This window comes from Butyrivibrio sp. NATIVEDY162 (assembly GCF_045999815.1).
Classification (GTDB): domain Bacteria; phylum Bacillota; class Clostridia; order Lachnospirales; family Lachnospiraceae; genus Butyrivibrio.
This window is the reverse complement of sequence record NZ_CP172573.1, coordinates 1,831,944-1,857,339: the sequence shown is the minus strand read 5'-3', so window position 1 is coordinate 1,857,339 and position 25,396 is coordinate 1,831,944. Positions and strand designations below refer to the sequence as shown.

General features: G+C 40.5%; 28 protein-coding genes. 24 read left to right on the top strand and 4 right to left on the bottom strand.

Going from position 1 to position 25,396, the window contains the following annotated elements; all coding sequences use genetic code 11:
- The first annotated feature begins 2 nt into the window (after window positions 1–2).
- The 11 genes from ACHCNF_RS07590 to ACHCNF_RS07540 all read left to right on the top strand — a co-directional run bounded on the left by ACHCNF_RS07590 (window position 3) and on the right by ACHCNF_RS07540 (window position 7,141).
- Window positions 3–536, top strand: coding sequence for a macro domain-containing protein (locus ACHCNF_RS07590; RefSeq protein ID WP_408069250.1), 534 nt, complete (start codon window positions 3–5; stop codon window positions 534–536).
- A 120-nt stretch (window positions 537–656) separates the two neighbouring features.
- Window positions 657–1,067 carry a peptide deformylase gene (locus ACHCNF_RS07585; protein WP_408069249.1) on the top strand — a complete coding sequence of 137 codons (411 nt, stop codon included), beginning with the start codon at window positions 657–659 and terminating at the stop codon, window positions 1,065–1,067.
- Window positions 1,067–1,687, top strand: coding sequence for a sce7726 family protein (locus ACHCNF_RS07580; protein WP_408072203.1), 621 nt, complete (start codon window positions 1,067–1,069; stop codon window positions 1,685–1,687). Before ACHCNF_RS07585 ends, ACHCNF_RS07580 begins: the two co-directional genes overlap by 1 nt.
- A gap of 250 nt (window positions 1,688–1,937) precedes the next feature.
- Window positions 1,938–2,279: an arsenate reductase family protein gene (locus ACHCNF_RS07575; protein WP_408069248.1), complete on the top strand. Its 342-nt coding sequence runs from the start codon at window positions 1,938–1,940 to the stop codon at window positions 2,277–2,279.
- Window positions 2,280–2,304: 25 nt separating this feature from the next.
- A complete protein-coding gene (locus ACHCNF_RS07570) occupies window positions 2,305–2,913 on the top strand; it encodes a DUF1349 domain-containing protein (protein WP_408069247.1) in 609 nt (202 codons plus the stop codon).
- Between the two features lie 253 nt (window positions 2,914–3,166).
- Window positions 3,167–3,628 (top strand): (deoxy)nucleoside triphosphate pyrophosphohydrolase, encoded by a 462-nt coding sequence (locus ACHCNF_RS07565; RefSeq protein WP_408069246.1) that lies wholly within the window; start codon window positions 3,167–3,169, stop codon window positions 3,626–3,628.
- A gap of 174 nt (window positions 3,629–3,802) precedes the next feature.
- Complete coding sequence (locus tag ACHCNF_RS07560) at window positions 3,803–4,552, top strand: nucleoside phosphorylase (RefSeq protein ID WP_408069245.1); 750 nt, start codon at window positions 3,803–3,805, stop codon at window positions 4,550–4,552.
- 94 nt (window positions 4,553–4,646) lie between these two features.
- Window positions 4,647–5,531 (top strand): J domain-containing protein, encoded by an 885-nt coding sequence (locus ACHCNF_RS07555; RefSeq protein WP_408069244.1) that lies wholly within the window; start codon window positions 4,647–4,649, stop codon window positions 5,529–5,531.
- A 110-nt stretch (window positions 5,532–5,641) separates the two neighbouring features.
- The gene (locus tag ACHCNF_RS07550; RefSeq protein WP_408069243.1) at window positions 5,642–6,409 is read left to right on the top strand and encodes a 2-hydroxy-6-oxo-6-phenylhexa-2,4-dienoate hydrolase; all 768 of its coding nucleotides are present in this window, start codon (window positions 5,642–5,644) and stop codon (window positions 6,407–6,409) included.
- A 157-nt stretch (window positions 6,410–6,566) separates the two neighbouring features.
- A complete protein-coding gene (locus ACHCNF_RS07545; protein WP_408069242.1) occupies window positions 6,567–6,857 on the top strand; it encodes a hypothetical protein in 291 nt (96 codons plus the stop codon).
- Between the two features lie 53 nt (window positions 6,858–6,910).
- Window positions 6,911–7,141: a purine biosynthesis protein PurH gene (locus ACHCNF_RS07540; RefSeq protein ID WP_408069241.1), complete on the top strand. Its 231-nt coding sequence runs from the start codon at window positions 6,911–6,913 to the stop codon at window positions 7,139–7,141.
- A 56-nt stretch (window positions 7,142–7,197) separates the two neighbouring features.
- Here the strand turns inward: ACHCNF_RS07540 and ACHCNF_RS07535 are convergent, their stop codons facing one another.
- From ACHCNF_RS07535 to ACHCNF_RS07525, 3 genes are all read right to left on the bottom strand, one after another.
- Window positions 7,198–8,331 carry an ArsR/SmtB family transcription factor gene (locus tag ACHCNF_RS07535; RefSeq protein ID WP_408069240.1) on the bottom strand — a complete coding sequence of 378 codons (1,134 nt, stop codon included), beginning with the start codon at window positions 8,329–8,331 and terminating at the stop codon, window positions 7,198–7,200.
- Window positions 8,328–9,605, bottom strand: coding sequence for an MFS transporter (locus tag ACHCNF_RS07530; protein WP_408069239.1), 1,278 nt, complete (start codon window positions 9,603–9,605; stop codon window positions 8,328–8,330). The genes ACHCNF_RS07535 and ACHCNF_RS07530 overlap by 4 nt, the downstream gene beginning before the upstream one ends.
- Before the next feature lie 388 nt (window positions 9,606–9,993).
- Window positions 9,994–10,809 (bottom strand): Cof-type HAD-IIB family hydrolase, encoded by an 816-nt coding sequence (locus ACHCNF_RS07525; RefSeq protein WP_408069238.1) that lies wholly within the window; start codon window positions 10,807–10,809, stop codon window positions 9,994–9,996.
- 201 nt (window positions 10,810–11,010) lie between these two features.
- Here ACHCNF_RS07525 and ACHCNF_RS07520 point away from each other — a divergent pair, with 201 nt between their 5' ends.
- Both ACHCNF_RS07520 and ACHCNF_RS07515 read left to right on the top strand, forming a co-directional pair.
- The gene (locus ACHCNF_RS07520; RefSeq protein ID WP_408069237.1) at window positions 11,011–11,679 is read left to right on the top strand and encodes an HAD family hydrolase; all 669 of its coding nucleotides are present in this window, start codon (window positions 11,011–11,013) and stop codon (window positions 11,677–11,679) included.
- Between the two features lie 47 nt (window positions 11,680–11,726).
- A complete protein-coding gene (locus ACHCNF_RS07515) occupies window positions 11,727–12,260 on the top strand; it encodes a histidine phosphatase family protein (RefSeq protein ID WP_408069236.1) in 534 nt (177 codons plus the stop codon).
- A 204-nt stretch (window positions 12,261–12,464) separates the two neighbouring features.
- On the opposite strand, the gene ACHCNF_RS07510 is transcribed toward ACHCNF_RS07515, so the two are convergent.
- A complete protein-coding gene (locus ACHCNF_RS07510; protein WP_408069235.1) occupies window positions 12,465–12,896 on the bottom strand; it encodes a flavodoxin in 432 nt (143 codons plus the stop codon).
- A gap of 273 nt (window positions 12,897–13,169) precedes the next feature.
- Here ACHCNF_RS07510 and eno point away from each other — a divergent pair, with 273 nt between their 5' ends.
- The 11 genes from eno (at window position 13,170) to ACHCNF_RS07455 (ending at window position 25,387) form a co-directional block, all read left to right on the top strand.
- Entirely contained in the window at window positions 13,170–14,471 is a 1,302-nt protein-coding gene (eno, locus tag ACHCNF_RS07505; RefSeq protein ID WP_408072168.1) for a phosphopyruvate hydratase, read from the top strand.
- A gap of 203 nt (window positions 14,472–14,674) precedes the next feature.
- Window positions 14,675–14,968 carry a hypothetical protein gene (locus ACHCNF_RS07500; RefSeq protein WP_408072167.1) on the top strand — a complete coding sequence of 98 codons (294 nt, stop codon included), beginning with the start codon at window positions 14,675–14,677 and terminating at the stop codon, window positions 14,966–14,968.
- Entirely contained in the window at window positions 14,946–15,395 is a 450-nt protein-coding gene (locus ACHCNF_RS07495) for a DUF2752 domain-containing protein (RefSeq protein ID WP_408072166.1), read from the top strand. The genes ACHCNF_RS07500 and ACHCNF_RS07495 overlap by 23 nt, the downstream gene beginning before the upstream one ends.
- Before the next feature lie 157 nt (window positions 15,396–15,552).
- The gene (locus ACHCNF_RS07490; RefSeq protein WP_408072165.1) at window positions 15,553–18,399 is read left to right on the top strand and encodes a transglutaminase domain-containing protein; all 2,847 of its coding nucleotides are present in this window, start codon (window positions 15,553–15,555) and stop codon (window positions 18,397–18,399) included.
- Between the two features lie 202 nt (window positions 18,400–18,601).
- Window positions 18,602–19,306 carry an SGNH/GDSL hydrolase family protein gene (locus ACHCNF_RS07485; protein WP_408072164.1) on the top strand — a complete coding sequence of 235 codons (705 nt, stop codon included), beginning with the start codon at window positions 18,602–18,604 and terminating at the stop codon, window positions 19,304–19,306.
- A gap of 153 nt (window positions 19,307–19,459) precedes the next feature.
- Window positions 19,460–20,002, top strand: a complete 543-nt coding sequence (locus ACHCNF_RS07480; protein ID WP_408072163.1) for a hypothetical protein — start codon at window positions 19,460–19,462, stop codon at window positions 20,000–20,002.
- A 212-nt stretch (window positions 20,003–20,214) separates the two neighbouring features.
- The gene (locus tag ACHCNF_RS07475; RefSeq protein WP_408072162.1) at window positions 20,215–20,466 is read left to right on the top strand and encodes a DUF6110 family protein; all 252 of its coding nucleotides are present in this window, start codon (window positions 20,215–20,217) and stop codon (window positions 20,464–20,466) included.
- 6 nt (window positions 20,467–20,472) lie between these two features.
- On the top strand, window positions 20,473–22,566 hold the full coding sequence (locus ACHCNF_RS07470) for a heavy metal translocating P-type ATPase (protein ID WP_408072161.1): 2,094 nt from the start codon (window positions 20,473–20,475) through the stop codon (window positions 22,564–22,566).
- Window positions 22,567–22,940: 374 nt separating this feature from the next.
- Window positions 22,941–23,657: a sulfite exporter TauE/SafE family protein gene (locus ACHCNF_RS07465; RefSeq protein WP_408072160.1), complete on the top strand. Its 717-nt coding sequence runs from the start codon at window positions 22,941–22,943 to the stop codon at window positions 23,655–23,657.
- Window positions 23,658–23,841: 184 nt separating this feature from the next.
- On the top strand, window positions 23,842–24,315 hold the full coding sequence (gene ybaK / locus ACHCNF_RS07460; protein WP_408072159.1) for a Cys-tRNA(Pro) deacylase: 474 nt from the start codon (window positions 23,842–23,844) through the stop codon (window positions 24,313–24,315).
- 124 nt (window positions 24,316–24,439) lie between these two features.
- On the top strand, window positions 24,440–25,387 hold the full coding sequence (locus tag ACHCNF_RS07455; protein WP_408072158.1) for an AAA family ATPase: 948 nt from the start codon (window positions 24,440–24,442) through the stop codon (window positions 25,385–25,387).
- Window positions 25,388–25,396: the final 9 nt, after the last annotated feature.

Here is a 25,396-nt window from a genome sequence, read left to right as displayed (position 1 = left end):
GTATGAGCTCCATAGAAATCAAGAAGACAGGAATAACAAAATTAGATACAGAAGCTGTTGTAAATGCAGCTAACACAGGACTTTGGGAAGGCGGGGGAGTATGTGGATATATTTTCCGCGATGCCGGTTCCAAGGAAATGACGGCTGCTTGTCAGAAGATTGGCCACTGTGATGAAGGTTCTGCTGTCATTACGCCCGGGTTCAATCTACCTGCAAAATATGTGATACATGCTGTGGGTCCGAGGTGGTCTGGCGGAGAGCATAATGAGCCTAAGCTTTTGTACAGCGCATATAAACAGTCTCTTCTTCTTGCAAAAGAGAATAATATTCATTCTATAGGATTTCCGTTGATATCCGCAGGAATATTCGGATATCCGGTGGATAAAGCATGGCGAAAAGCTATTCAGGCATGTGATGACTTTATTCAGAATAATCCTAAATATGATATCAAGATCATCTTTGCAGTACTGGATGACAAGATTCTTGCAACCGGTGAGGAAACACTTAAGGAGAGAGATACGTGGAGGAAGCTATAGAGATGCAACCAAATATGAAAAGGCAGATGAGGATATGGGTTCCGGCATCAGGATTATTGGAATTACAGAGGGCAGGAAAGATTTTGATTTTTGCCCGAAATGTGGAACGAGGTTTTAGAAATGGTAAAAACGATTGTTAGAGATCAATTCTTTTTACAACAGAAGTCAGAGCCTGCAACCAAGGCAGACAAGCAGGTTGTAGACGATCTTTTAGATACATTAAGAGCAAATCAGGACAGGTGTGTAGGCATGGCTGCGAACATGATCGGTGTGAAGAAGCAGATTATTGTGGTGGCTATGGGGCCCTTCATTTTTCCAATGATAAACCCGGTAATAACCAAGAAGACAGGAGAGTATAAGACAGAGGAGAGCTGCCTGTCTCTTGATGGAGTAAGGCCGTGCATCAGGTATAAAGAGATTGAGGTGGATTACCTGGATCAGGACTTTCAGCCAAAGCATGGGAAATACAACGGCTTTACGGCACAGATAATCCAGCATGAAATCGATCATTTTTCAGGGGTGCTTATTTGATGGTGATGATGAAGAAGGACGTATTTTATGACAAGGATATCCGGGAGCCGTTGTTTGACTTCCTTGAAGATTCATTTGGAAAAGTGCGGATCCTTGAGGAGAAAAGAACCGGTAGCGCCAGGGCAGATGTTGTCATGATCACTCCGGATTATCTGTACGGCATAGAAATCAAAAGCGATGCCGATACATATGCCAGGCTTGAGAAACAGGTCAAAAACTACAACTGGTATTATGACCGCAACATTATTGTGGTGGGTTCATCACATGCAGCTCATGTAAAGGAGCATGTTCCTGACTGGTGGGGCGTTATCACAGTTGAAGCTGATGAGAACGGTGCGCCGGATTTTTATGTCATGAGGCACGCGGATGTAAATCCCAGAGTTAAAGATAAGAGGAAGATCTCTATCCTGTGGAGGACAGAGTTGAACCATCTTTTAGAGGAAAATGATCTTCCCAAATATAAAAACAAGAGCAAACTGTTTGTTCAGGAAAAGCTACTTGAAAAAGTGCCTGGTGAAATCCTCTGGAAGCAGGCATATGAGGAATTGTTTGAGAGAGACTATAACACTATAGCAGAAGAAATTGAGACGTACAGAATGAGCCGGCGGAATGCTCTTTAGTGGTGATCCGATACAGGATGGGCATATCTTCATGATTGTTCCTACTGAAGCGGATAGGTTTGGAAAGACTGTCCATGTGTATGATGTAGTGGTAGCATCATTTCTGTGCGATCAAGGAGGGAGAAGATAATTCTTGCCTTTGCTTTTGCTATTACTAAAAAATGCGTAAATCGTCAAAAAATAGTAGTATCTGATTGACGCACATAGGTGATTTTTAGGGAAATAAAATAGTTGCTTTAGGGGATGAAAGATGAATATACAAATATTTGGCACCAAGAAGTGCAATGATACAAAGAAAGCTGAGCGATTCTTCAAGGAGCGCGGAATAAAATATCAGTTCATTGATATGAAGGAAAAAGGCATGAGTAAGGGAGAGCTGACATCTGTTGCAAGTGCTAATGGAGGCATCATGAACATGATAAATTCTGATGCAAAGGATAAAGATGCCGTTGCACTTATTCAGTACATTGCTGATGAAGATAAACTGGAAAAGCTATTAGAAAATCAGCAGATAATAAAGACGCCTGTTGTTAGAAATGGCAAGCAGTCCACGCTGGGATATCAGCCTGATGTGTGGAAGAACTGGGAATAATGATGAGTGTAAGGAGCGGACGATTATGGATATGATGAAATTTACTTGGACCAGAGAACCAAAGAGCTATAGCGTGACAGAGAATAAGATTGCTGTAACAACGTTACCGCATACAGACCTGTGGCAGAGAACATATTATCATTTCAGAAATGATAATGCTCCTGTATTTCAGATAGAGACTGAGGAGAAGTTTTTTTCCTTTGTGGTGAAAACACATTTTGCTGACAGCCATCATCGCTTTGACCAGTGTGGCATTGTGATGTACCTGGATAGTGAGAACTGGTTAAAGGGGTCTATTGAGTATGAGAATGAGGAGTTCCAGCATCTTGGATCTGTGGTTACAAATCATGGCTATTCTGATTGGGCAACTACTGAGATTCCTGCGTCAGTGAAGTCCATGTGGTACAGACTGAGCCGAAGGGAAGATGATTACTGCATCGAGTGTTCCGATGATGGATATAAATGGAAGCAGATGAGAGTCTGCCACATGCATGAAGGTGCTGGCAAGGTGAGATTTGGAATATATGCATGTTCGCCGGAAGACAGTTCTTTTACCGCAGAATTTACAAACATGGCATTGACTGAGTGTGCATGGAAGGCACATGACGGGCAGAAACCGGATGATGCTTTATGAACATAGTAGATATGGTGTCTGTAAGTGTAAGATGATTGTATGCAAAATTGAAGTGGCTTTCGGTCATAAGTGCAGAACTGTTTGACGCTAAAGTGGAGAGTTTGTCGTGATAGTAAAATAAGTAGGACATAGAATGGTAAAAGACTATAGTTAAACATGTGATTTTGTGGACACTTCAGGATGAAATATCTAAGGAGGAGAAGGAAACTATCAAGCAGGGGAGGCTTGAAGGTTTAAAGGGCAAGAATATTACATGAAAACAGTTAATGTAGTCGCAGCCATAATCTGCGATAATTACAATAAAAAGACAAAGATATTTGCAACCCAGCGTGGTTATGGGGAGTACAAGGATGGATGGGAATTCCCCGGCGGTAAGATAGAAAAAGGTGAAACACCTGAGCAGGCATTGGTTCGTGAAATAAGAGAGGAACTTGGTGCAAAGATCCGGGTTCATGACCTCATTGATGTCATAGATTATGATTATGAGACTTTTCATCTTCATATGCACTGCTATTGGGCTACAGTACTTGATGGTGAGTTGCAGCTATTAGAACATGAAGCAGCTAAGTGGCTTGATACCTTTAGCCTCAGAAGTGTCGATTGGCTTCCGGCTGATCTGGTGCTTCTTCCTAAGATATCTGCAGCAATGATCGATAAAAATGTGGAGTACTATAACGAGAGCGCAGATTCAGCGACTTTAATGAAAAGAGCGTGATTCCGCTTTTTGAGGCAGCAGGTTTTGAAATTATCCATAATGAGATTGGCTCAGATAGCAGACCCGGAAGGGAAAATGAAAAGTGGATCAATGTTATTGGGAAATGCAATCATAGTAGAATGTCAAGTAAAAAATCATAAATTATCAGGGGGGCTATTTTTTAGGAGGTAGAGTATGATTAAAGATTTTTATGATGCTGAGACCGAACCAATAGTAAAGTTGGAGCATTTTTATGGAGAACAAAAGCATCTGGTTGATAAGTGCCTGATCATTTTTTCTAAAGTAATCTATGATCATCTACTGAAAAAATATGAGTGCAAGGAAATTGCATTGATGGGATCGTGCACAGGAAGTATACCAATATATTGCCTTGAATATAAGGGCGAAAAGATTGCATTTTACCTGACGTCGATAGGGTCAGCTGTTGCATCAAGTGCCTGCTATGAAGTGTACTGGATAACCGGTGCCACAAAGTTTATAATGTTTGGTTCATGTGGAAGCCTGGCACCGGAAGTTACAACAGGTAAGTTTATAATTCCGACTCAGAGTTATCGAGGAGATGGCGCTTCATACTACTATGCTCCTGCGGCAGATTACATAGATATTAAAGGCTGCGATAAGCTTGAAAGTATATTTGAAGAGATGAATGTTCCATTCGTCAAGGGACGTGTTTGGACAACTGATTCTATGCTCAGAGAGACCAAAGGATTGGTGGCTAAAAGACGGGAGGAAGGCTGTATAGCTGTTGAAATGGAGCTCGCAGGAGTCCAGGCTTTGTGTGATTTTTATGGACTTACTCTGTATGACTTTCTGGAAGCCGGAGATGTCCTTGCAGACAGCGGCTATGAAATAAGCGGCTTAGAGGCTGCAAATCATGATCTTGGAAAACTGCATATTGCACTGGAAATTGCTTCACGGATTTGAAGTAAGAAAAAATGAGGACCAGAGATATGAAATGTTTGTGTAAAAGAAGTATACGGGATTTGGTCAGGGAAGACCTGAACTAAGGAAACTACTTATGACACTAAAGGAAGCATACAAGATACTTGGCGTATCTAAAGAGAATACCGACAGGGAGATCAAGGCAAAGTACAAAAAGCTCCTCATCATGTATCATCCTGACTCTGATCCTACCGGGAAAAGAGCTCCGGAAGATGATGAGAAGATTCGCCAGATCATCGAAGCCTACAAGAAGATCCGGGAAACTGAGAGCGGGACATACCTTGAACCTTATGAGTTTACCTGGGATGCTTTTGAGAACAAAAGAGCTTTCTCAGAGCGGAACATCTTCTTCCAGTTCAAAATCTATGATGAAGCTCTGCCACCATCCAAGATGGCCAGGGGCAGATTTGTCTGGGATCCCGACATGGAGGAGTTCCCTCTTTTTGCAAAGAGTGTTCTCGAGGCCTGTAAGGAAGTTATGACGGATCATGATGTCACGCTTACTCCTGATAAGGTAAAAAATATTTTCCATCTCATGATGCAGGAATATATCCTACCGACAGATGCTGCCAGGAAAATCGGCAAGAAGATTCGTGAAGATGGCAACATGGAAGTATATTCTTTTAGCGGCTTCATCATAAATGAGCCCCGCGGCAGCAGAGGATCCGGGATAAACTGCGGCGAGCCGCTTAATATCTACCTGCGCGAGGGACGGGCAGTAGTCGAAGAGATTGTCACAGGTAGGATGCTTGGCAGTGTCTCTTTTGATGAGGATGAATTGTACTATGTGGTGCTTCCGCTACTTGAGGATCCAGAGGTGGATGCTCATGCAACTATAATAAAGGGTAACAGTAGTCGCAGGAATAAAGAGCATATTCATGTAGTAATAGAGCTGAGGATACCCAAAGGCCTTGCAGATATTCCGGTATCAAATGGGAAGTTGATAAATAAACTTTTTTAAGTAGATTTAGTTAAGAATACATGATGGAACTACTTGGAATTTGGCAACCGGGTAGTATAATATATTAGAGTTAGCAATTGCTAACCATTAAGCCAAAAGGAGTATGAAAAATGCAATTTGAAGAAATGGGGAATATGTCCGGTAAAACGCTCATGTTATTGCCGGGAACATGTTGTGATTATCAAACAAATTTTGGAACAGTTATAACAGAGCTTTCTGAGAAGTATCATCTGATATGTGTAAACTATGATGGCTTTGATGGCAGTGACCTGATCTTTCCGGACATCATAACTGTCACTGAGAAAATCGAGAAGTACATAAAGGATAATCATGGGGGAAGACTTGACGGAGCTATTGGATCATCACTTGGATCAACTTTCGTGGGTCAGCTGATCATGAGAGAAAAAGTGCATATCGACCATGGAATTTTCGGAAGCCCTGATTTGGATCAAAGCGGGAAAGTAAGTGCATATCTTCAGTCAAAACTAGTAGTTCCTCTGCTTACCAGTTTTACCAAAGGGGAGAAGAAGAGAAACAAGACTAAAGAGAAGCTCAAAAGTTTTTTTGATATGAGTGAAGAAACCGCAGAGAAGTTCATGCAATGCTTTTCGAAATTCAATCCTGAGTCAATAAAGAACGAGTATTACACAGATCTTTTGACCCATCTTAAGGATGATATTCATGTTGAACATACTATTCCGCATTTCATCTATGCGAATAAAATGGGAGAGAAATACCTAAAGCGCTATAAGAAATACTTCCGAAATCCTGATATCAGAGAATTTGATATGCAGCATGAACAATGGCTTTTTGGTGATGAAAAGTATGCCGAGCCTGTCCTTAAGGCTATAGATGAGTTTATGGAGGCTAAAGTATAAGATAAAGTTTTTACACTATATAGTCTGGTAACAAACAATATGTGTAAGGAAAAGAGCCGTTTGACAGTACAATTTACTGTTAAATGGCTTTTTTTCTGTTATAGTAAAAATATCTTTTTGTTGGAAGAATCGAAATGGCTTTATACGGAGGTGCTGTATGGAGATGACTGAAAAACTTGACTTACTGCTTGAAAGAGCAAGAGAGGACGACGAGTTAAAACAGAGACTACTTGATACAAGAAAGTCGATTAACCCGTTGGATGATTTTTGCAAAATTGCAACAGCGATTGGCCTTGAGATGTCTGTTATGGATGTGGTAAATCAGGGTGAAGAATTCTACGCTGAGATAAAGAGAAGCACAAATGGCGGTGGCGAAAACTCACCGGATCTTGATTACCAGAATGATGAGTATTCTATTTTCATGATGAGACTTGAGGGAGTAAAATAGTTTCACTATCTGTTATATCAGACTGTGACAGCTGATGTAGGTAAGGAGGAAAGATGGCTTCAATTTTAATAAAAGACACAACAAGAGAGCAGCGGGAGAAGATTGTAGCAGAGTCTATAGGAAATATCAGCGGTTCCTGTGACGGATGCATGGCGGGACTTGCTGATATGTATCAGGATTACATCGATGGTAAAAAAGAGATTCGGGAGATAAATATGGAATTCCGGGCTCATTATGAGTCTGGAGTAGATGGACCTGAAAAGATATCTTGTGCGAGGGAGTAAAATTTTCTTCCCCCGCTCAAAATTCAACCTTTACATTTTCTTTAAAAAGTCGGAATTTATTCATGCAACAACTCTTTTTGGATATAGTTCACTAATGCGCGGATCATATCAGGATTAGCGCGGTAGTATACCTTAGTGTCCACTTTGTCCAATGTCAGCAGATTCTGATCAAGAAGAGCAGAGGTGTGATGGGATATAGTGGCTGTGGTAAGTCCCAGCATTGATGCCAGTTGTGCGCCATAGGCCGGTTTGTCCACTGTGGCTGACAAAATCTCAAATTTACTCTTATCTGCAAGGAGTTTCAGCATTAAGAGCACCTTATCCTCATCGAGACTGCTGAGATTTTTTAGCAGATCTCCAATTTTGACGGAAGGGTTATAGATTGCTCCGATGTTGACTGTAGCCTTAGAGGATGAAGGTTTTTCAAAGAAAAAACTCATCACAGCGCTTTTTATATATGAAATATAGATATCACAGTTATCGAAACTTATCTCGGATTCCAGATCGCCATAGAATCCCTGCATGATGTATGTTGCCATTGATGTTCCGTTTAAGATGCCTTCAAAGTAAGCAATGACTTTTTTCCCTTTAGCCAATAGCTTTTTTTCAAACTTCTTAATTACTTTGGCGGAGCGTTCCATCAGAGCGGCGAACTTCTCACAGTATTCCTTATGATGAATGAAAAGCTTCTGCAAATGTAGCTTCTCAGCATCGGAAAAATCCTTCTGTTGTATTAACTCAAATACGTCCAGGGCGGAAATCTCACCTTCAATATCCTCATCAACAGTGCGGGAGTCATAGACTTTAACTTCATAGTAGAAACGTTTAGTGTAATCGGCATCGGATAGATTCTTTAGCTCATTGTAATATTTTGACACCGAGTTTTCTCGAAGAACACTACTTCCAACCAGCATAAGGATATTGGCAAAGGTTTTGATGTTGTCGTCGATTTTTTCCATACCGCAGAAAAAATGAATATCCTCAGAATCCTTAGCAAATTCAGCCCTGGCAGTATCTTCGATTTCCTGAAGAAGATCAATATACTCTTTGCATTCCTCATCCGGTGTAATACCGTATCTTGCTGCAATCCTGTTCATGTACTCCGTTTCAAATCCGGCGGGCTGTGCAATCATATTAAGTAATGTGATACTCTCGGGTACGTACTGTATCTCAGGATAAAAATTATTCATACTGCCTCCATAGACTCTGATTTAACTGTTGTTTCCTTTTCGTCAAGATCACCTTTTGCAATAAGAACAGTGCAAAATACGATTGCAACAACACCGGCGCCAAGGAAAATCTGTGAAACATTCGAAAACTGAAGTAATCCACTTATAAGTCCTGCAGTTATTGGCATGATTGCTGATCCAAGGGCATTTCCGATGCTGGATGTTCTTGCAAGATATTCTTTATCTATTATGCGATATGACTCAACACCAAGGAACATGTTGGCGATTGTTATGCAAAGACCAAGGGCTGCGGTCAGCAATACAAGGAAGCCAAGAGCGATGTAAGGATTGGTGTATAAGGGTGACGCAGCAACTATGATGAAATAAACAACAGTGATAACAACTGAAACCATTACCAGCACCATTTTAGCATTTAAACGCTTATAAATCATGGGGAATATAAGTGATCCCACGAGCATGCTTATAACGAAGGTGGTGCCGAAGGCTGAAAGGAAAAGAGCATCGCCGTGTAAAAGCTCGTTGACCATGGGAGCCTTAAGGCTGTCAAGGGGAACAAGGATTCCGTTTAAGAAAAGGACGATCATAGTGATGGAAACAAGTCTTTTTTTAGTAGCGCAGTACATAAAACCGTCCTTGAGGTCCTTCATATATGTAGAAATGTTGAAGCTCTCAGTGTTTTTGCTGCTGTCGTCCTTAAGGTTCATAGAGAGGATGATGAGAGCTGAAAGGATGAAGGTCACCATGTCAACGTATATGGCGCCTGAGCTGCCGATAAGAGCGATGATCACAGCGGCGATGGCTGTACCTACAAGTTCGACGGTGCTGGAAGCAGCTTTGGTCATGGACATTGCTTCGCCATAGAGGTGCTCGGGAACAATCTGAGGGAAAAGAGCTGTGCCTGCCGGAATTCTGAAGGACTCAGCACTGGAGATTAGTAGACTCAGTACAGCGATCATGGGAGCATTCAAAAATCCCATGAGAAGCCCAGTTGCTATGATTCCTACACAGATAGCTCTGATAAGATCTGTGATAACCATGATCAGTTTCTTGTTGTGACGCTCAACCCAGGGACCTGCAAGGGGAGTAAGGAAGATTGTAGGAATGCGGTTCAGGGCATAGATGATAGCTGACCAGCTGGCCTGACCTGTAATCTCATATACGATCCAGGAGGAGGCAATGGCGTCTACTGAATCACCGAAACGATTGATGAGCTCTGCTGATAAATCTTTACGATAGTTTCTGTTCTGGAATAATTCACGAATCTCTGCTTTCATATGTGTTCTCCTGTGTTAGATGATTATCTAATAACTATTTGATGAATATAAAATACCATATAGTTTGATGAATGTCAAATATATATATGATATACATCTAACATTGTATAAGATAAAGAAAAAATACATATGGAGATCATCGAGAAAGGTGATCACACGTCACTCCATTTCGGGAGTAGTTTGGCGAAGGCCTGAACTACCTTAGTGAATATTAGTTTTATTTTTTGAGGGAAAAAGAGAAAAAATAATATATTTTCAAAAGGGGTTAGGTGAAGGATTGTCTGCGCCGATATATGTATTAGAAAGACAAACATACAGGGAACGCGACAAGCCTCCGGTTTCTGTATGGGAACCTCCCGAGAAAGCCCGAGCTTTCAGAGGATGCAAATTAGGCATAACAAATATTTAGCCCAAGACTTTGTAAAGCTGATGCAATGCTTTCCTCATCATTATTGCCGATTACACATGAAAATTCTTTCTTCATTTCATCGGGAGCATTCCCCATTAAAAAGGGAAATCCCACAGCTTTCAGCATCTGAGCATCATTAAAATGATCGCCAAATGCCACCGCTTTACTAAGCGGAATGTTCATATCAGTGCAAAGACGTTTAATACCGCTTGCCTTGGTAATATCTTTTCCCATTATTTCCAGTAATACATCAGATGATTTGACTATGGATAAGTCGGGAAATCTTTTTTTCAGCTCATCCTCAATATCACATATGTCATCAGATTCGCACATACAAAGAAGCTTCCCTACTACTGCATCTTTGGGCAAAAGCTCTATATTACCCTCTGTTGCACTAACCTCTACAATATCCTCTTCTATCCTGACACGCTCATCTGATCTGTCATTTACTATCCAAAGCTCCTCTGAATAAATATTCCAGGTACATGGGAAATTGCCATCCTCAATAAATGAGAGAATTTTTCGTGCCTCATTAGCCCCAAATCCTTCTGAATGTAAAATATTGTTGTTTTCATCAATTATCAGAGCCCCGCTGTAGCATATCATGGGACAGGTAAATCCATATCGCTCAAAAATAGGCCGTACACATGATGGGCCTCTGGCAGTGACTATGACAAACGGTATCTGAGCCTCCTTAAGTGCTCTTATTGCGCCAAGTGTTCCGTTAAGTATTCTATGGTGGCTGTCTAAAAGTGTTCCATCTATGTCAGAAAAAACTATTCTAAAATCCTTCATCGATTTATTTTCAGCTTCCTCCCGATTTGTATTGATTACTGGTGACAATAATCATTATGCGCATATCATCAAAATCGTACGATACCTGTGTTGAAAATACAATCAGTTTTTCTGGCACATATTTAAAGAAAAAATTGCGATGTGTTTTCTATAATAATAAAATGAATGGAAAGATGATCGAGGAAAAGAAGAGGAAAATCTATGAATAACGGATACTGTGTGATTTTTGATATGGATGGTGTGATTTTTGATTCGGAGAGGGCGTGTCTTGATACCTGGACAGAAATAGCTGCAGGATATGGAATAACAGATGTGCGTGAAGTATTCGACAGATGCATTGGAACAAATAATAATCAGACCCGCCAGATAGTTGAAGATGCTTATGCAGATTCTTTAGGAGAGGGCATAGCGGATAAGCTTCTCTCTGAGAGTAGCAGATTGTTTCATGAAAAATATGATGGCGGTAAATTGCCAGTGAAAAATGGCGTAAAAGAGATTTTGAAATATCTTAAATCAGAGAACATCAGATGTGCAGTAGCGTCATCAACCAGAAAAGCAGTGGTCGAGGCAGAGCTTCGGGATGCAGGCCTCATAGACTTTTTTGAAGAAATAGTCGGTGGAGACGCTGTCAAAGTCTCTAAGCCTGATCCTGAGATTTACAGTATGGCCTGTGAGAAGATGAAGGTTAATCCTGCTGATGCATTTGCTATTGAAGATTCTTACAATGGAATAAGGTCAGCCCATGCTGCAGGTATGCGTCCGATAATGGTACCTGATATGATACCTGCAGATGATGAGATGAGAGAATTATCAGAGGTTGTGTGCGAAGATCTGCTTAAAGTAATTGAATACTTAAGGAATTTGGTTTAAATATTGCAACAGTGAATATGATTTTTTGGAGGCATGACAGTAGAGAAATGGGACATTTTTATTTTATCAGACATGGTCAGACCGTCTGGAATGTTGAAAACAAGATATGCGGAGCGACTGATATAGAATTGACAGAGCTTGGACATCAGCAGGCTATAGAGACAGGAAAAAAGATTCTTGAAAGTGGGATCAAAGCAGATGAAATTCTTACTTCACCTCTTGTCAGGGCATCAGAGACAGCCCGGCATATATCTGAAATAACCGGGATTCCAATGAGGATAGAACCAAGACTTATAGAGCAGAATTTTGGGAGATACGAATCTACTGCCAGAGATGGTAGAGAATTCCATGAAGCGAAGAAGGACATGGCTAGCAGGTTTGGAACAGGTGAATCCATGCTCCAGCTGGCACAAAGAATTTATAATCTTCTTGATGATATCAAAGAGGATGATAGGACATATATCCTTGTTGCACATAACGGAATAGCAAGGATATTGGAGTCATATTTCAGAGAGATGGATAATGAGGAGTTTTCATCCTTTGGTATAAAAAACTGTGAAATAAAAAGATATGACTTTTAATATATTCTTTTTTGCATGAGGTGATTTTTCAAGACGCGGAGGATAAACAATATCTTCTCGCAAAAGTAATAAAGGAGATTACTTTTGGCGAAAATCCAAGATAAAAAGGCATTGGCCATGTTTAAGGTGACCAATGCCTTTTGAGGTGTAAGAAAACTCAGGAGAAGTCAACTCATGCCTTGATCAGACGATACCTTGGCAAGGTTATGCCTGGGCAAGTTGTCTTCCAAGATCTTCACATTGTGAAACTGCGTCATCATCAGGGGCATTGTTGGCAATTACACCTTCTCCGCCAATGATCGATGCACCTGCTGCGACAAGTCTGTCCTGCCAGTCTCTCATCCACTGACCGTCGCCCCAACCGTAGGATCCAAAAAGGGCAACTTTCCTGCCGCTGCACTTTGTCTCATAATCAGCCATGAATGGTTCAACAGTTCCTTCTTCAAGAACTTCTGCGCCCATTGCAGGACAACCAAAGGCAATGACTGATTCATTTGCAGCATCCGAAGGGCTAAGAGAATCAAATGTTACTACCTCAGCCTCTCCGCCTGCACTTGTGATTCCGCTTGCGACAGCGTCTGCCATTGCCTGTGTATTTCCGCTTCCACTCCAAAAAACCACCTTAACTTTACTCATACTTTTCATATCCTTTCTGGGAATAAAATGTAATTTATTTAAATGCTTTCGAAAGAGAAGTTAGCATATGCTAACCTATTTTTCAAGATTTGTAGCTGATAAAAATACTCATTAAGAGTTGTTGACAGTGGAAAACCACAATATTAAAATTAACGGTGTTAGCGGTTGCTAACTTGTTGAGTAAATCATGTGAGTTCCCCTTTTTCATTCCGGGACCTATGACCGGCTATGAAAAGGGGAATTCTGTGTTTAAGCGGAAAGGAGCACTTATATATGGAATACTTGGAAATTGAAAAAGTAATAGGAAGAGAGATTCTTGATTCAAGAGGAAATCCTACTGTTGAGGCAGAGGTAACTCTTGCAGATGGTACTGTTGCAACAGGAACAGCACCCAGCGGAGCTTCAACCGGTGAGTTTGAGGCATTGGAGCTGCGTGATGGTGACAAATCCAGATATCTGGGAAAGGGTGTTACAAAGGCAGTGGAGAACATTAACACTGTAATAAATGATGCAATCGTTGGACTTGATGCATCTGATACCTATGCAGTTGATGCTGCCATGATCAAGGCGGATGGCACAAAGGATAAATCAAACCTTGGTGCAAATGCTATACTTGCTGTTTCTATTGCTACAGCACGGGCAGCAGCCAAGTCGCTTGATATTCCTTTATACAGGTTCCTTGGTGGTGTGTCCGGCAACAGACTTCCTGTTCCGATGATGAACATTCTTAACGGTGGAGCACATGCTGATAGTGCTGTAGATACACAGGAATTCATGATCATGCCTGTTGGCGCTCCTTCTTTCAAAGAAGCTCTCCGCTGGTGTGCAGAAGTATTCCATAATCTGAAAAAGCTGATAAAGGATATGGGAGATGTAACTGCTGTTGGAGATGAGGGCGGTTTTGCACCTAACAAGCTGAAGAGCGATGAAGAAGCAATCGAGAAAATTCTTGAGGCTATCAAGGTGGCAGGTTTTGAACCCGGTAAGGATTTCATGATTGCTATGGATGCAGCTGCTTCTGAGTGGAAGAGTGAAAAAGGAAAAGGCTTCTACAAGCAGCCTAAGTCCGGCAAAGAGTTTACATCAGATGAGTTGATTGCTCACTGGGAGAGCCTTGTAGATAAGTATCCTATTATCTCGATCGAGGATGGCCTTGACGAAGAGGATTGGGAAGGCTGGCAGAAAATGACAGCTAAAATCGGTAACAAGGTACAGCTTGTGGGAGATGACCTTTTTGTTACAAACACAGAGCGCTTGAGCAAGGGTATTTCTCTTGGAGCAGGTAACTCAATCCTTATAAAGCTAAACCAGATTGGTTCAGTTTCTGAAACACTCGAAGCTATCAAAATGGCTCATAATGCAGGCTACACAGCAATTTCTTCACATCGTTCAGGTGAGACTGCAGATACAACTATTGCAGATCTGGCAGTTGCTCTTAACACATGCCAGATCAAGACCGGAGCACCGAGCCGCTCTGAGCGCGTAGCAAAATACAATCAGCTTCTTAGAATTGAAGAGCAGCTTGGCGACAGCGCTGTTTATCCGGGAATGGATGCATTTCATGTAAAGAAATAAGAAGAAGCTCTTGCCTTTATCTTTGCAATGACATTTAACATGCCGTGTGTTGTTGCGCTTGCAGCAACTTTTCAGGAGACGTATTCAGTAAAATGGACCGCAAGGATTGCCATTTATTATACCGCTACAGCACTACTTCTTGCAGCGATTGCTTATCGGGTCGGAATGATCATTTTCTGATTCTGATGAAAAAAGGAGTGGCCATGAAGGATTTACTTGATCTGTTAAGTGATGGACATGCAAGGACTCAAAAGCTTCTGGCAATTGAGCTTCACACAACAACAGAGGATGTAAAAAGACAGATTGAATATCTGGAGCATATTGGGGTTATTCGCAGAGTTGATGCATCCTGCTGCAGCAAAGGCTGCGGTGGGGACTGTGGCAAATGTGAATATTCTGTAGTATATGCTTGCTATTTACGGTTTTTTGGCTTAGATTTTTTAAATGAAAGGAAAACCGTTTGCGGAATTTACTATGGAAAGCTTAAAGTCAGATAAAGATAATTATAAAAATAAAAAAATAAAGTCAGTCCTATCGGAAGCAGCAATTATTGCAGGGATACTTATTGCAAATTCTGTTGTCTACGCTTTGACCGGTGTAGGAATTCCCTGTGTGTTCAGACTTTTTACGGGATTAAAATGTCCGGGGTGCGGACTTACGCATGCATATCTGGCACTTTTTAAAGGAAATATTCATGCCGCCATGGATTACAATATATTGTCAGTTACACTGCTGCCGGTTTTAGGACTGTTTATATTATATAAAGGCATAGTCCTGATACGGACCGGAGACACAAGGATGAAACTTTGTGAAAATATATTTTTATTCCTTTGTGCGGTCGTAATAGGGGTATTTTTTGTTTACAGAAATATTCCATATCTGATGTCAACTTTCTGGATGAAATATATTCTAAGTCTTCAGTAATGTTTTTCTCATTTTAATAATGTCAGAAATAATAATATATGGAAAAAATTTTTTTCTCCTGCAACATTTTCCGGCTCTTGTCTGTATATAAGATAAAGGCTAATATAATTATATTTTGGAGGAAATTGTTATGAAGAAATTTTTGTCAGGAGGGAATATGAAAAAACAATTATCGTCAATTCTGGTTATTGCTCTGAGCGCAGGACTGATAGCAGGATGTGGCAATACATCGGTAGACCAATTGCTATCAAAGTCCGGATTGGAAGCAAAGCCTTCTATGAATGATTCTTGGGATTCTGAAATAACAGGATCTATCGGTAAGACCACTCAAAATGATCTAAGCAGTCAGAACAATCAGGCTGCTACGGACGACATGAACAGTCAGAGTGGTACAATCAATCTTTTAACTAATATAAAAAATAAGTATGCATCAGCAGCCGCTGAGAACGCAAATGATTTTAATGAGCCTGTTTATAACGTTGAGAATAACCACATTTTTACATTTGACTGCAACGAAGAGGCCCTTAGTTCAATTTATTATGATGCTTTTGGAGTTTATACGACAATTGATTATGATAACTCAGATAAATACATCCGTAATTGTGCAACATGTGAAATTCAAAATGGTAAGCTTATAGTAAGACCCAGTGTTGTAGATAAGTTCTACGACATTCCGGAAAGTACAGTGACTGCAGAATCAAATATAGCTGATGCATGGAAAGTAGAGTGCGACGGAACATGGGGTAGTCTTAATAAGTTATATCTGGTGCAGAAATATGATCTTATGACAGGCTCTAAACTGGCTAAACCTATCATTACACCTTTTAGTATCAGGCATGATATTGAATCGACAACTCTTAAGCAGCGAATTGATTCCAGCAATAATTATTATCTGGAATGGGCACCTGTAACAGGCGCTACTGGCTATCTGGTCTATCAAATTGATGGAGAAGCTTTCTGGCTGGTTTATAAAACAACAGATACAAAGGCTTCCTCTGATAATTTTGGTGGACAGCTTGATTCTGATAAGTGGGCTGACATTGTTAATAAAGAGCTCCGGGAAAACGGCTATGATGTATCTACTTCTGAGAAGTTGTTTATGAATTCAGATCTTCATAATACCAAGAATTCTAAATTTGCTGTAGTTACTATTAAGAATGGACAGACTTCCGGTGTCAGCAATATTGTAGACTCAAATGACGTCGCAGATTTATTACCTTATAAGGTAGAGAATAATGGTATGGAGATTACTATCCGGAATGTAATGGATATGCCTACTTTTGTCAATATGACTACAGTAAACGATAAGACCATGCAGATGCTTATAAATTATCATGGTTCTACTGCCAGATATGAGAATGAAGATTCCACAACTTTTTATTTATATCCTACTGTTTACCACACGGACTTATCACCATTCAGAATAACTATACATGGTATGCCCTATAATGAATTTAAAGCACAGGCGCAGCAGCTGGGTGTAAGACAGGACAATATTGCTGCTACAATGCCGACTGATGAGCCGGATACTGATATAAATGTTTCTAACGTCCCTAACAGGGAGGAAGAAGAAAAATATACACAGCAAATAGAAAAGGAAACCGGAAGGCAGACTGAGCCAGCACCTGCACCTGAGCCGGAGGTTCCTGTAGAGCCGAGCGAAGAACCTGTAACTCCTGAAGAGCCTGAAGCACCAAGCGAAGAACCTGTAGCACCTGCGGAGCCTGAAGCACCAAGTGAAGAACCTGCAGCGCCTACAGAACCTGAAACACCAAGCGAAGAGCCTGTAGCACCTTCTGAACCTGAAGCACCAAGCGAAGAACCTACAGCGCCTACAGAACCTGAAGCACCAAGCGAAGAACCTACAACGCCTACAGAACCTGAAACACCAAGTGAAGAACCTGAAGCACCTGCAGAGCCTGCAACACCCGGTGAACCCGGGACTACAGTAGGGACAGGTGCAACTGACGAACTGTTCCGGAAAGTAGCATATTACGTAGAGGAGAATATCAATAAAATTCAGCAGCAGAGCGGCGTTTCACTTGATAATGTGATTTATGCAGACTCTGCCTTAGAGGAATGGCTTACATATTGCCTCATGGCCAGAGCTGAGTATATACCGGTACCTTTGAGCGAGTTCCCTGAAGGTGCGGATGTTGAGGGCACAGCTAATAAATTATATGCAATGTACAAACAGAATCCTACCAGCGGAATTATTAGTAATATTCAGTATTCATATGATTATCAGACATACATAATCAATTATTGTGACGATACAGAGGATAGACTAAATAAGACAGTTGAGGAAATAAAAAAAGCCAAGGAAGTAGCAGATAGTGTAACAAGTGGACTGTCAACCGAATACGATAAGGTAGTTGCGTTAAATGATTATTTTTGTGCAAATGCAGCATATGACCATGATTCTACAACTGATAAGGTTGAAGATATGAATGCACTTCCCATGGCATTTATAGATGCGCACACACCTTATGGTATTCTCTGCAAAAACTATGGTGTATGTGAAAGCTACGCAGAGGCAATGGCGCTTTCAGGCAGAATGGCAGGACTTAACATTATAATTGAGACAGGGGATCTGTATGGTGCAGGTGGCCATGAATGGAACAGAGTAAACATTGATGGAAACTGGTGCATTCTGGATACAACCAATAATGACAATGATGTAGTGCCAAACGGTCTTTGCAACATAACAGATGGCATGGCGACGCAGCTTTTGATAGCTGATAAGACAGCATATTTATTTGATGCTGCTGCGACCACAGATGCATATGAGTACTATCATGTGAATAATGATTATGCTGAAACTATCAGCGATCTGACTGAAAAAATAAAGCAGCAGCTGGATAGTGGAAATGCAGCACATGTTCGCTGTGACTCAAGTATTACGCAGGACGATGTTGTGGCTATAGCGCAGCAGTTATATAGTGAAGGATATCCTATAGCAGATGGATACTATGTATATAATATAGCTACACTTACTAAATGAACTTTCTAATTTTCAAAAAATAAATAGTGAATTTATGAATGGCTGTCGCACTAATTAGTGTGGCAGCTTTTTAAGTTTGCGCGCCATGGGCGCGCTCTAACGGGTTCAAAAATATTTTATAATTCCATGCAACATTTTTTTGCCTCCGTCTGTATATAAGGTAGATCAACAAAAAAGTATTTTATATTACGGAGGAAAAGTCATGAGGGACAATAATATTTCAAAATTCAAAAAATATATTAAGATTCTGGTTTCACTGGTTATAGCGTTAAGTTTTTTCGCAGCTCCAGTCAATAACTGCTCAGTTAGTGCGAAGGCATCTTCAAAAAAATATACTGATTTATGTATAGATAGTAATGTAAAGGTTCTTTTTATTGGTGATTCAAGAACGGTAGATATGTTCAGTGCCACCAGGCATGAAATAAAGGGCGAGGTTTACAATAATATCACGGTATATGCCAGAGATGGTGCGACTATGGGATTCAGGAAGGAAACATTAAAGAAAGTGAATCTTGAAGATTATGATTTAGTCGTATCCTGGATGGGTGCGAACGAACATGGACATTTCGAAAGGTACTCTTCATATTACAAAAAACTTATGAAGAAAAATGTGAAGCTTGTTTTGTGCACGATAGGTTATTCAGACGATGGAAAGCTCGGGGACCTTGGAGATTGCCTGTATTACAACAATGGCATAATGCTTAATTATAATAAAATGCTAAACAAGTGGGCAAAAAAGAATCATGTAAAAACAATCGACCTGTATTCATATACCAGGCACCATATCAGAGCAAGGGAGAATAATGGTGTTCACTACGTTCACAGTCAGAAAGAAAATCTGTGGAATTACACAGTGAAGCAGATTATAAAAAAGGTTAATGCCATGAATGAACAGCATCAGCTGTGATAATATCACCACATAATATAAATAATGTTTTGAAAAATTATTTTATATTTTATTAATGGTTTTTTCATTACTATTCTCATAAAATATGATACAGGAGATTTAGTTTCCTCTCGAGGCGCTAAAAATGGTAGTTTTCTTATGGAGGGTAGTAAAATGGGTAAGAATAAAAAATGTTTAGTCATTAAGTTTTTGTCCCTGGCACTTGTCATGATTTTGGCTATTACAATGGCCAATCCTGTGACGGTAGAGGCTAAAGTAAGAAAGAAAACCTTAAAAACCTTACAAAGTTTCAATGATGATCCTGTTTATTTGGATAGCATAGCTTACAAGGTTAAACCGGGACACTACAGATTCAAGATAAAAAAGCGCAAGAATTCCCCGGCATACGGAGTCATCAGATTCATGGCACCCCAGGAAAAAGCATATTCCTTTACTATATCTAAGGTACATGCAAATAAGAGAAAAAATTATGCTAATGGCTATTTCAATGTTTTGCAAAAAAGAATGTCACCTTATGGAAATTTATATTCTGAGAGAATAGCCAACAGCAATATGTTTGGCTCGCGAAATACCGGACTGGCAAGGAAGAAGAGGAATGTTGTTATAGCCTGCTATCAGAACACGGTTATGTACGTGGAGTTTTATGTTTCTGCAAGCAAATCAAAATATGTACAGTTTGATTTCATAATTAAATAATTAGAAAAGTAAATCCAAGGATATATCGTCTGACATGTCCTTGGATTATTTATTTTAGTTTTTTTATTAAGTGAGAAAAGTTATCAACTGCAACTGTTATGAGACGTATCATAATGTGATATCCTAGAAGAAACAAACAAATGTGGGGAGATTTCTGCATTTGTTTGTTTTGCATTTAAACAAAAATAGTAGACGAATAGGAGATTATCATTATGAAAAATTGGCATCATTGTGTATGGTTTCTTGGCGGAGTGCTTTTTGGAACAGCAGGACTTAAGATACTTTCAAGTAAGGACGCAAAAAAGTGCTATACACATACTACAGCTGCTGTGCTTAGAGCAAAAGACTGTGTAATGGACACAGCTAACAAGGTTCAGGAGAATTGTGATGATATTCTTGCTGAGGCAAAAGAAATTAATGATGAGCGTAAAACAAAGGAAGACGAAGCAGTAGTTGGAGAGTAATCAAATATGAAAATTGTCATTAAACATGAGATTAGTGGACGAATTCGCTTTTCCATGCCACAAAGACGATTCTCTTATGAAGAAGCAGATAGGTTACAATACTATCTGCTTTCTCTTAATGGTGTGGAGAATGCCACTGTATATGAGAGAAGTGCAGATGCTGTAGTTGTTTATAAGGGTAACAGGGAAGAACTGTTATCAAGAATCTGTGCTTTCAACCCCAATGCGGAAGATGTTAAGTCACTTGTACCGGAAAGCACCGGCAGAGAACTAATGGCTTCGTATAAAGAGAAGCTCTTTACAAGGGTGATCCTTCATTATGGATGCAGGGTTTTTTTGCCTTCACCGCTACGAAGGATAAAAGCCTGGATAATGGCCACTAAATTTATTTATAAAGGGATTGTGAGCCTGCTTAAGAATAAAAAGCTGGAAGTGCCTGTGCTGGATGCAACGGCTATAACTGTATCACTTTTGACAGGGGATTATGAGACAGCTTCATCGGTTATGTTCCTGCTTGGAGTTGGAGATCTCCTTGAGGAGTGGACACACAAAAAGTCTGTGGATGACCTGGCAAGGAGTATGGCTCTTAAATCAGATAAGGTTTGGCTTAAGAAAGATGGCGTTGAAATTCAGGTGCCAATCAATCAGGTGATTCCCGGAGACGAGATTTCCGTGCGGGTTGGAAGTGTAATCCCGCTGGATGGAACTGTAGTATCCGGAGAAGCAATGGTCAACCAGGCAACACTTACCGGAGAGGGTATCCCTGTTGAAAAGAAAGAGGGCGCCTATGTCTATGCCGGAACGGTTATAGAAGAGGGTGATATTGTCCTTAAAGTTGAGAAGGCATCCGGTGCCACAAGATACGAAAAAATCATAAGGATGATTGAAGAGTCAGAGCAGCTTAAGTCAGGAGTGGAATCAAGGGCTGAGCATCTGGCAGACAGACTGGTTCCATATACTTTTGGCGGAACTATTCTTGCATATCTGATAACCCGGAATGTAACAAAGGCACTGTCTGTGCTGATGGTGGACTTTTCCTGTGCACTGAAGCTTTCAATGCCTGTGACTGTGCTCTCTGCCATGCGCGAGTGCCAGGACAATCATCTGACAGTAAAGGGTGGAAAATTCCTGGAAGCTATTGCAGATGCTGACACCATAGTTTTTGATAAGACAGGAACTCTTACTATGGCTACGCCCAAGGTTGTGGATGTTGTTACTTTTTCAGGAAATGACAAGGATGAGATGCTACGTATAGCAGCCTGCCTTGAGGAACACTATCCGCACTCCATAGCCAATGCTGTTGTGGCAGAAGCAGCAGAAAGAGGACTTGAGCATAATGAGATGCACAGCAAGGTTGAATATGTTGTCGCTCACGGAATTGCATCTGATATTGATGGACAGAAAGTTGTAATCGGAAGCTGGCACTTTGTTATGGAAGATGAAAAGTGCATTATTCCGGATGGGGAGCAGGATAAGCTGGATGGCATATCCAAGCAGTATTCAAGGCTGTTCCTTGCTATAGGAGGCAAGCTGTCAGCAGTAATATGCCTTGAGGATCCTCTGAGACCTGAGGCATCAGACGTTATTAAAAAGCTCCATGAATCAGGATTTAAAAACATTGTCATGATGACAGGTGATTCTAAACATATTGCAAAAAGAGTTGCGAAAAAAGTAGGTGTGGATTCCTACTATGCTGAAGTCCTTCCGGAAGAAAAAGCCGGATTTATCCAGCAGGAGAGGGCGAAGGGACATACAGTCATTATGATTGGTGATGGTATCAATGATTCTCCTGCACTTTCAGAAGCGGATTGCGGAATTGCAATTAGTGAAGGGGCACAGCTTGCCCGTCAGATCGCAGATGTAATGATATCTGAGGATGACTTATATAAACTGATCACATTGAAAGAACTTAGTACTCTTCTTATGAAGAGGATACATTTCAATTATCGTTTCGTCGTGGGATTTAATCTGGGACTTATAGCTCTTGGACTACTGGGAACCATTGCACCTGCAACAGGAGCAATGCTGCATAACAGTTCAACAATAGCATTGGGGCTGCATAGTATGACAAATCTTAGGGATGAGACAGAAAGGAATTGATATGAAGTATCACAAGTTTTTTGCATGGGCAACTATAGTATGTTTTCTGTTAACAATGTATACAGGATATAAGCAAAAATAATTACTCAAGAATAATGAAGGTATGCTTATTATGCCGGCAGAGTTTAATTTCTCTGCCGGTGTTTTTTAGTTTTTGATGTTAGCCTTTAAATACTGAATAAAGCCGATCAGTTCATCAGAACAATTTGCTTTTATGACATTCAGTGCCTGATTCTTGGCAACGATATACTTCTTAATACAGCAAAGTCAGCAGAGCAGGTTGGGGGAGTTTTCGCATAATTGTGGTGGTATAATGCTCTTTGGAACAGAAAAACAATATGCAAAATAATAAATAGATTGGCGGAAAAAACTGAATGTTTTTTTGGATTATTGCGACTATATGCGCTTTTTATATAAAGGGATTATGCGGATTTGCCAATACGCTGGTCTTTACATCGATTCTTAGTTTTGGCACAGCAAATATTAACATATCACCTGTTGAGCTGGTGCTCGGATATCCGACTAACCTGATAATAAGCTGGAAAGAGAGAAAATCCATAGAATGGAAAATATGTCTCCCGCTGGCAATTATGGTGATTATCGGCAGTCTTGCAGGGGTGGTTTTTCTAAAAAAAGCAGACATCACTGTAGTTAAAGTGATATTTGGAGTACTGGTAATATTTGTCGGTCTTGAGATGCTCATTCGAGAGAAGTCCGGTAAAAAAGGAAAACAATCAAAGATTTTGCTAACTGTAATAGGTGTGCTGTCAGGATTTCTTTGTGGATTATATGGCGTTGGTGCTCTTCTGGGAGCATACATAGGCAGAACCACAGACAATGCAAAGGCTTTTAAAGCCAATATTTGCACTGTATTTATTATAGAAAACACTTTTCGGATTTTCCTGTACAGCATTTATGGGATCATAACGCTGTCTGCACTTAAGAGAGCTCTTTTCCTTGTGCCATTTATGCTTGCTGGACTTGGAGCGGGAATGCTTAGCGCAAACAGAATAGATGATAAAGCAGTAAAAAAACTCGTAATTATATTGCTGATTATTTCAGGAATTGCCCTGATTCTGACAAATTACTAAAACTATTGCTTTCTACATTAAATTCCCTGCAAGCCCCATTTCTCCTGCGCTCGGCTAACCATTAAAACAGGAGAAGCAGTAGTTAAGGAAGCTTGACTTTGATGGTAAGAGTTATAATATTGTTGTTGCAACGAGTGGACAGGAGTTTATTGAGACTTGAGTAAAGTCAGGAAAGAAGAAGCATATGGCTAAAGAAGAAAAAACAAATGTTATGAGAGTTTTGGATGGCAAGAAGATAGAGTATACGAGTCATTCTTATAAACCGGATGCTACCATGAGCGGAGAAGAGATTGCAGGTATTCTGGGGGAAAACCCCGATAAGGTATTTAAGACTCTGGTTACACAGGGAAAAAGCGGACAGTACTTTGTTTTTGTGGTTCCTGTTAAGGAGGAACTCAATCTTAAAAAGGCTGCTGCAGCAGCTTCTGAAAAGTCCGTTAGCATGATAAAGCAGAAGGAGCTGCTTCCTCTTACAGGTTATGTACACGGGGGATGTTCTCCCATCGGCATGAAAAAACAGTTTAAGACATTTGTGCATGAGACTGCAGAGGGCTTTGACAGGATTTTTGTAAGCGCAGGAAAAGTCGGATATCAGATAGAGCTTTCGCCGCAAGATCTGATAGCGGTATCCGGAGCTGTTTTGAGTGATATAATTTAAATTTTCTTTCGAAAACGTCGGAAATATAGTAGAATAGTAAATGATTTACCGTTAGAATACTATATAATATGGCTTCTGAATTTTTATGGGGAAAAGTAAGAAGCCATAAGTTTTGGGGGAAAACATGGAAAAAGTTTTTAATGGGGCCGGAGAAAAAATACAAATACTGGCTGATAATATGAAAAACCGCCTGATCGGGAAGGATGATGTTATAAGGAAGGTTATAACTGTTCTTCTCTCAGGCGGTCATGTTCTTTTAGAGGATGTGCCCGGGGTGGGAAAAACGTCACTTGCAAAGGCTCTTTCGGATTCGCTCTCATGCAGCTTTGCGAGGATTCAATGTACGCCTGACACTATGCCATCTGATATTACAGGCTTGTCAGTGTACCACATGGACAAGGGTGAATTCGAGGTTATACCGGGACCTGTTGTGAATCAGATAGTTCTTGCAGATGAGATAAACAGGACTTCTCCAAAGACACAGGCTTCGCTCCTTGAAGCAATGGAGGAAAGACAGGTCACTATTGATGGTAATACGATAACCATTCCCGAACCTTTTATGGTGATAGGAACTCAGAATCCCATGGAGATGGCAGGAACGTATCCTCTGCCGGAGGCACAGCTGGACAGATTTATGATGAAGTTGTCTGTCGGATATCCTTCACAGGACAGTTCCATAAAGATAGCAGAGGAGTTCCTTGGAGGCTCACTCCATGGAGAGACAGAGCAGGTTCTTGGTGCAGAAGATATAATTGCAATGAAAAATGAAGTGACAAAGGTTGAGATTCACAAGGATCTTGTGAATTATGCTGTCAGTATCATTGAGGATACAAGAAAAAATCACAGCATCAAGTGCGGCGCAAGTACGAGAGCACTTCTTGACCTTTTGAGGGCGGCGCAGGCAAGAAGTTATATTGAAGGCAGAGACTACTGCATTCCGATGGACATTATTGAGTCAGCCAAAGATGTCCTTCCACACAGGATGATTTTGTCCGCGGACGCAAGGATGAACAAAATAACTCAGGAAACAGTCATCTTACAGATTTTGAACAATCGTCCGGTGCCGCAATGAAAATAAATT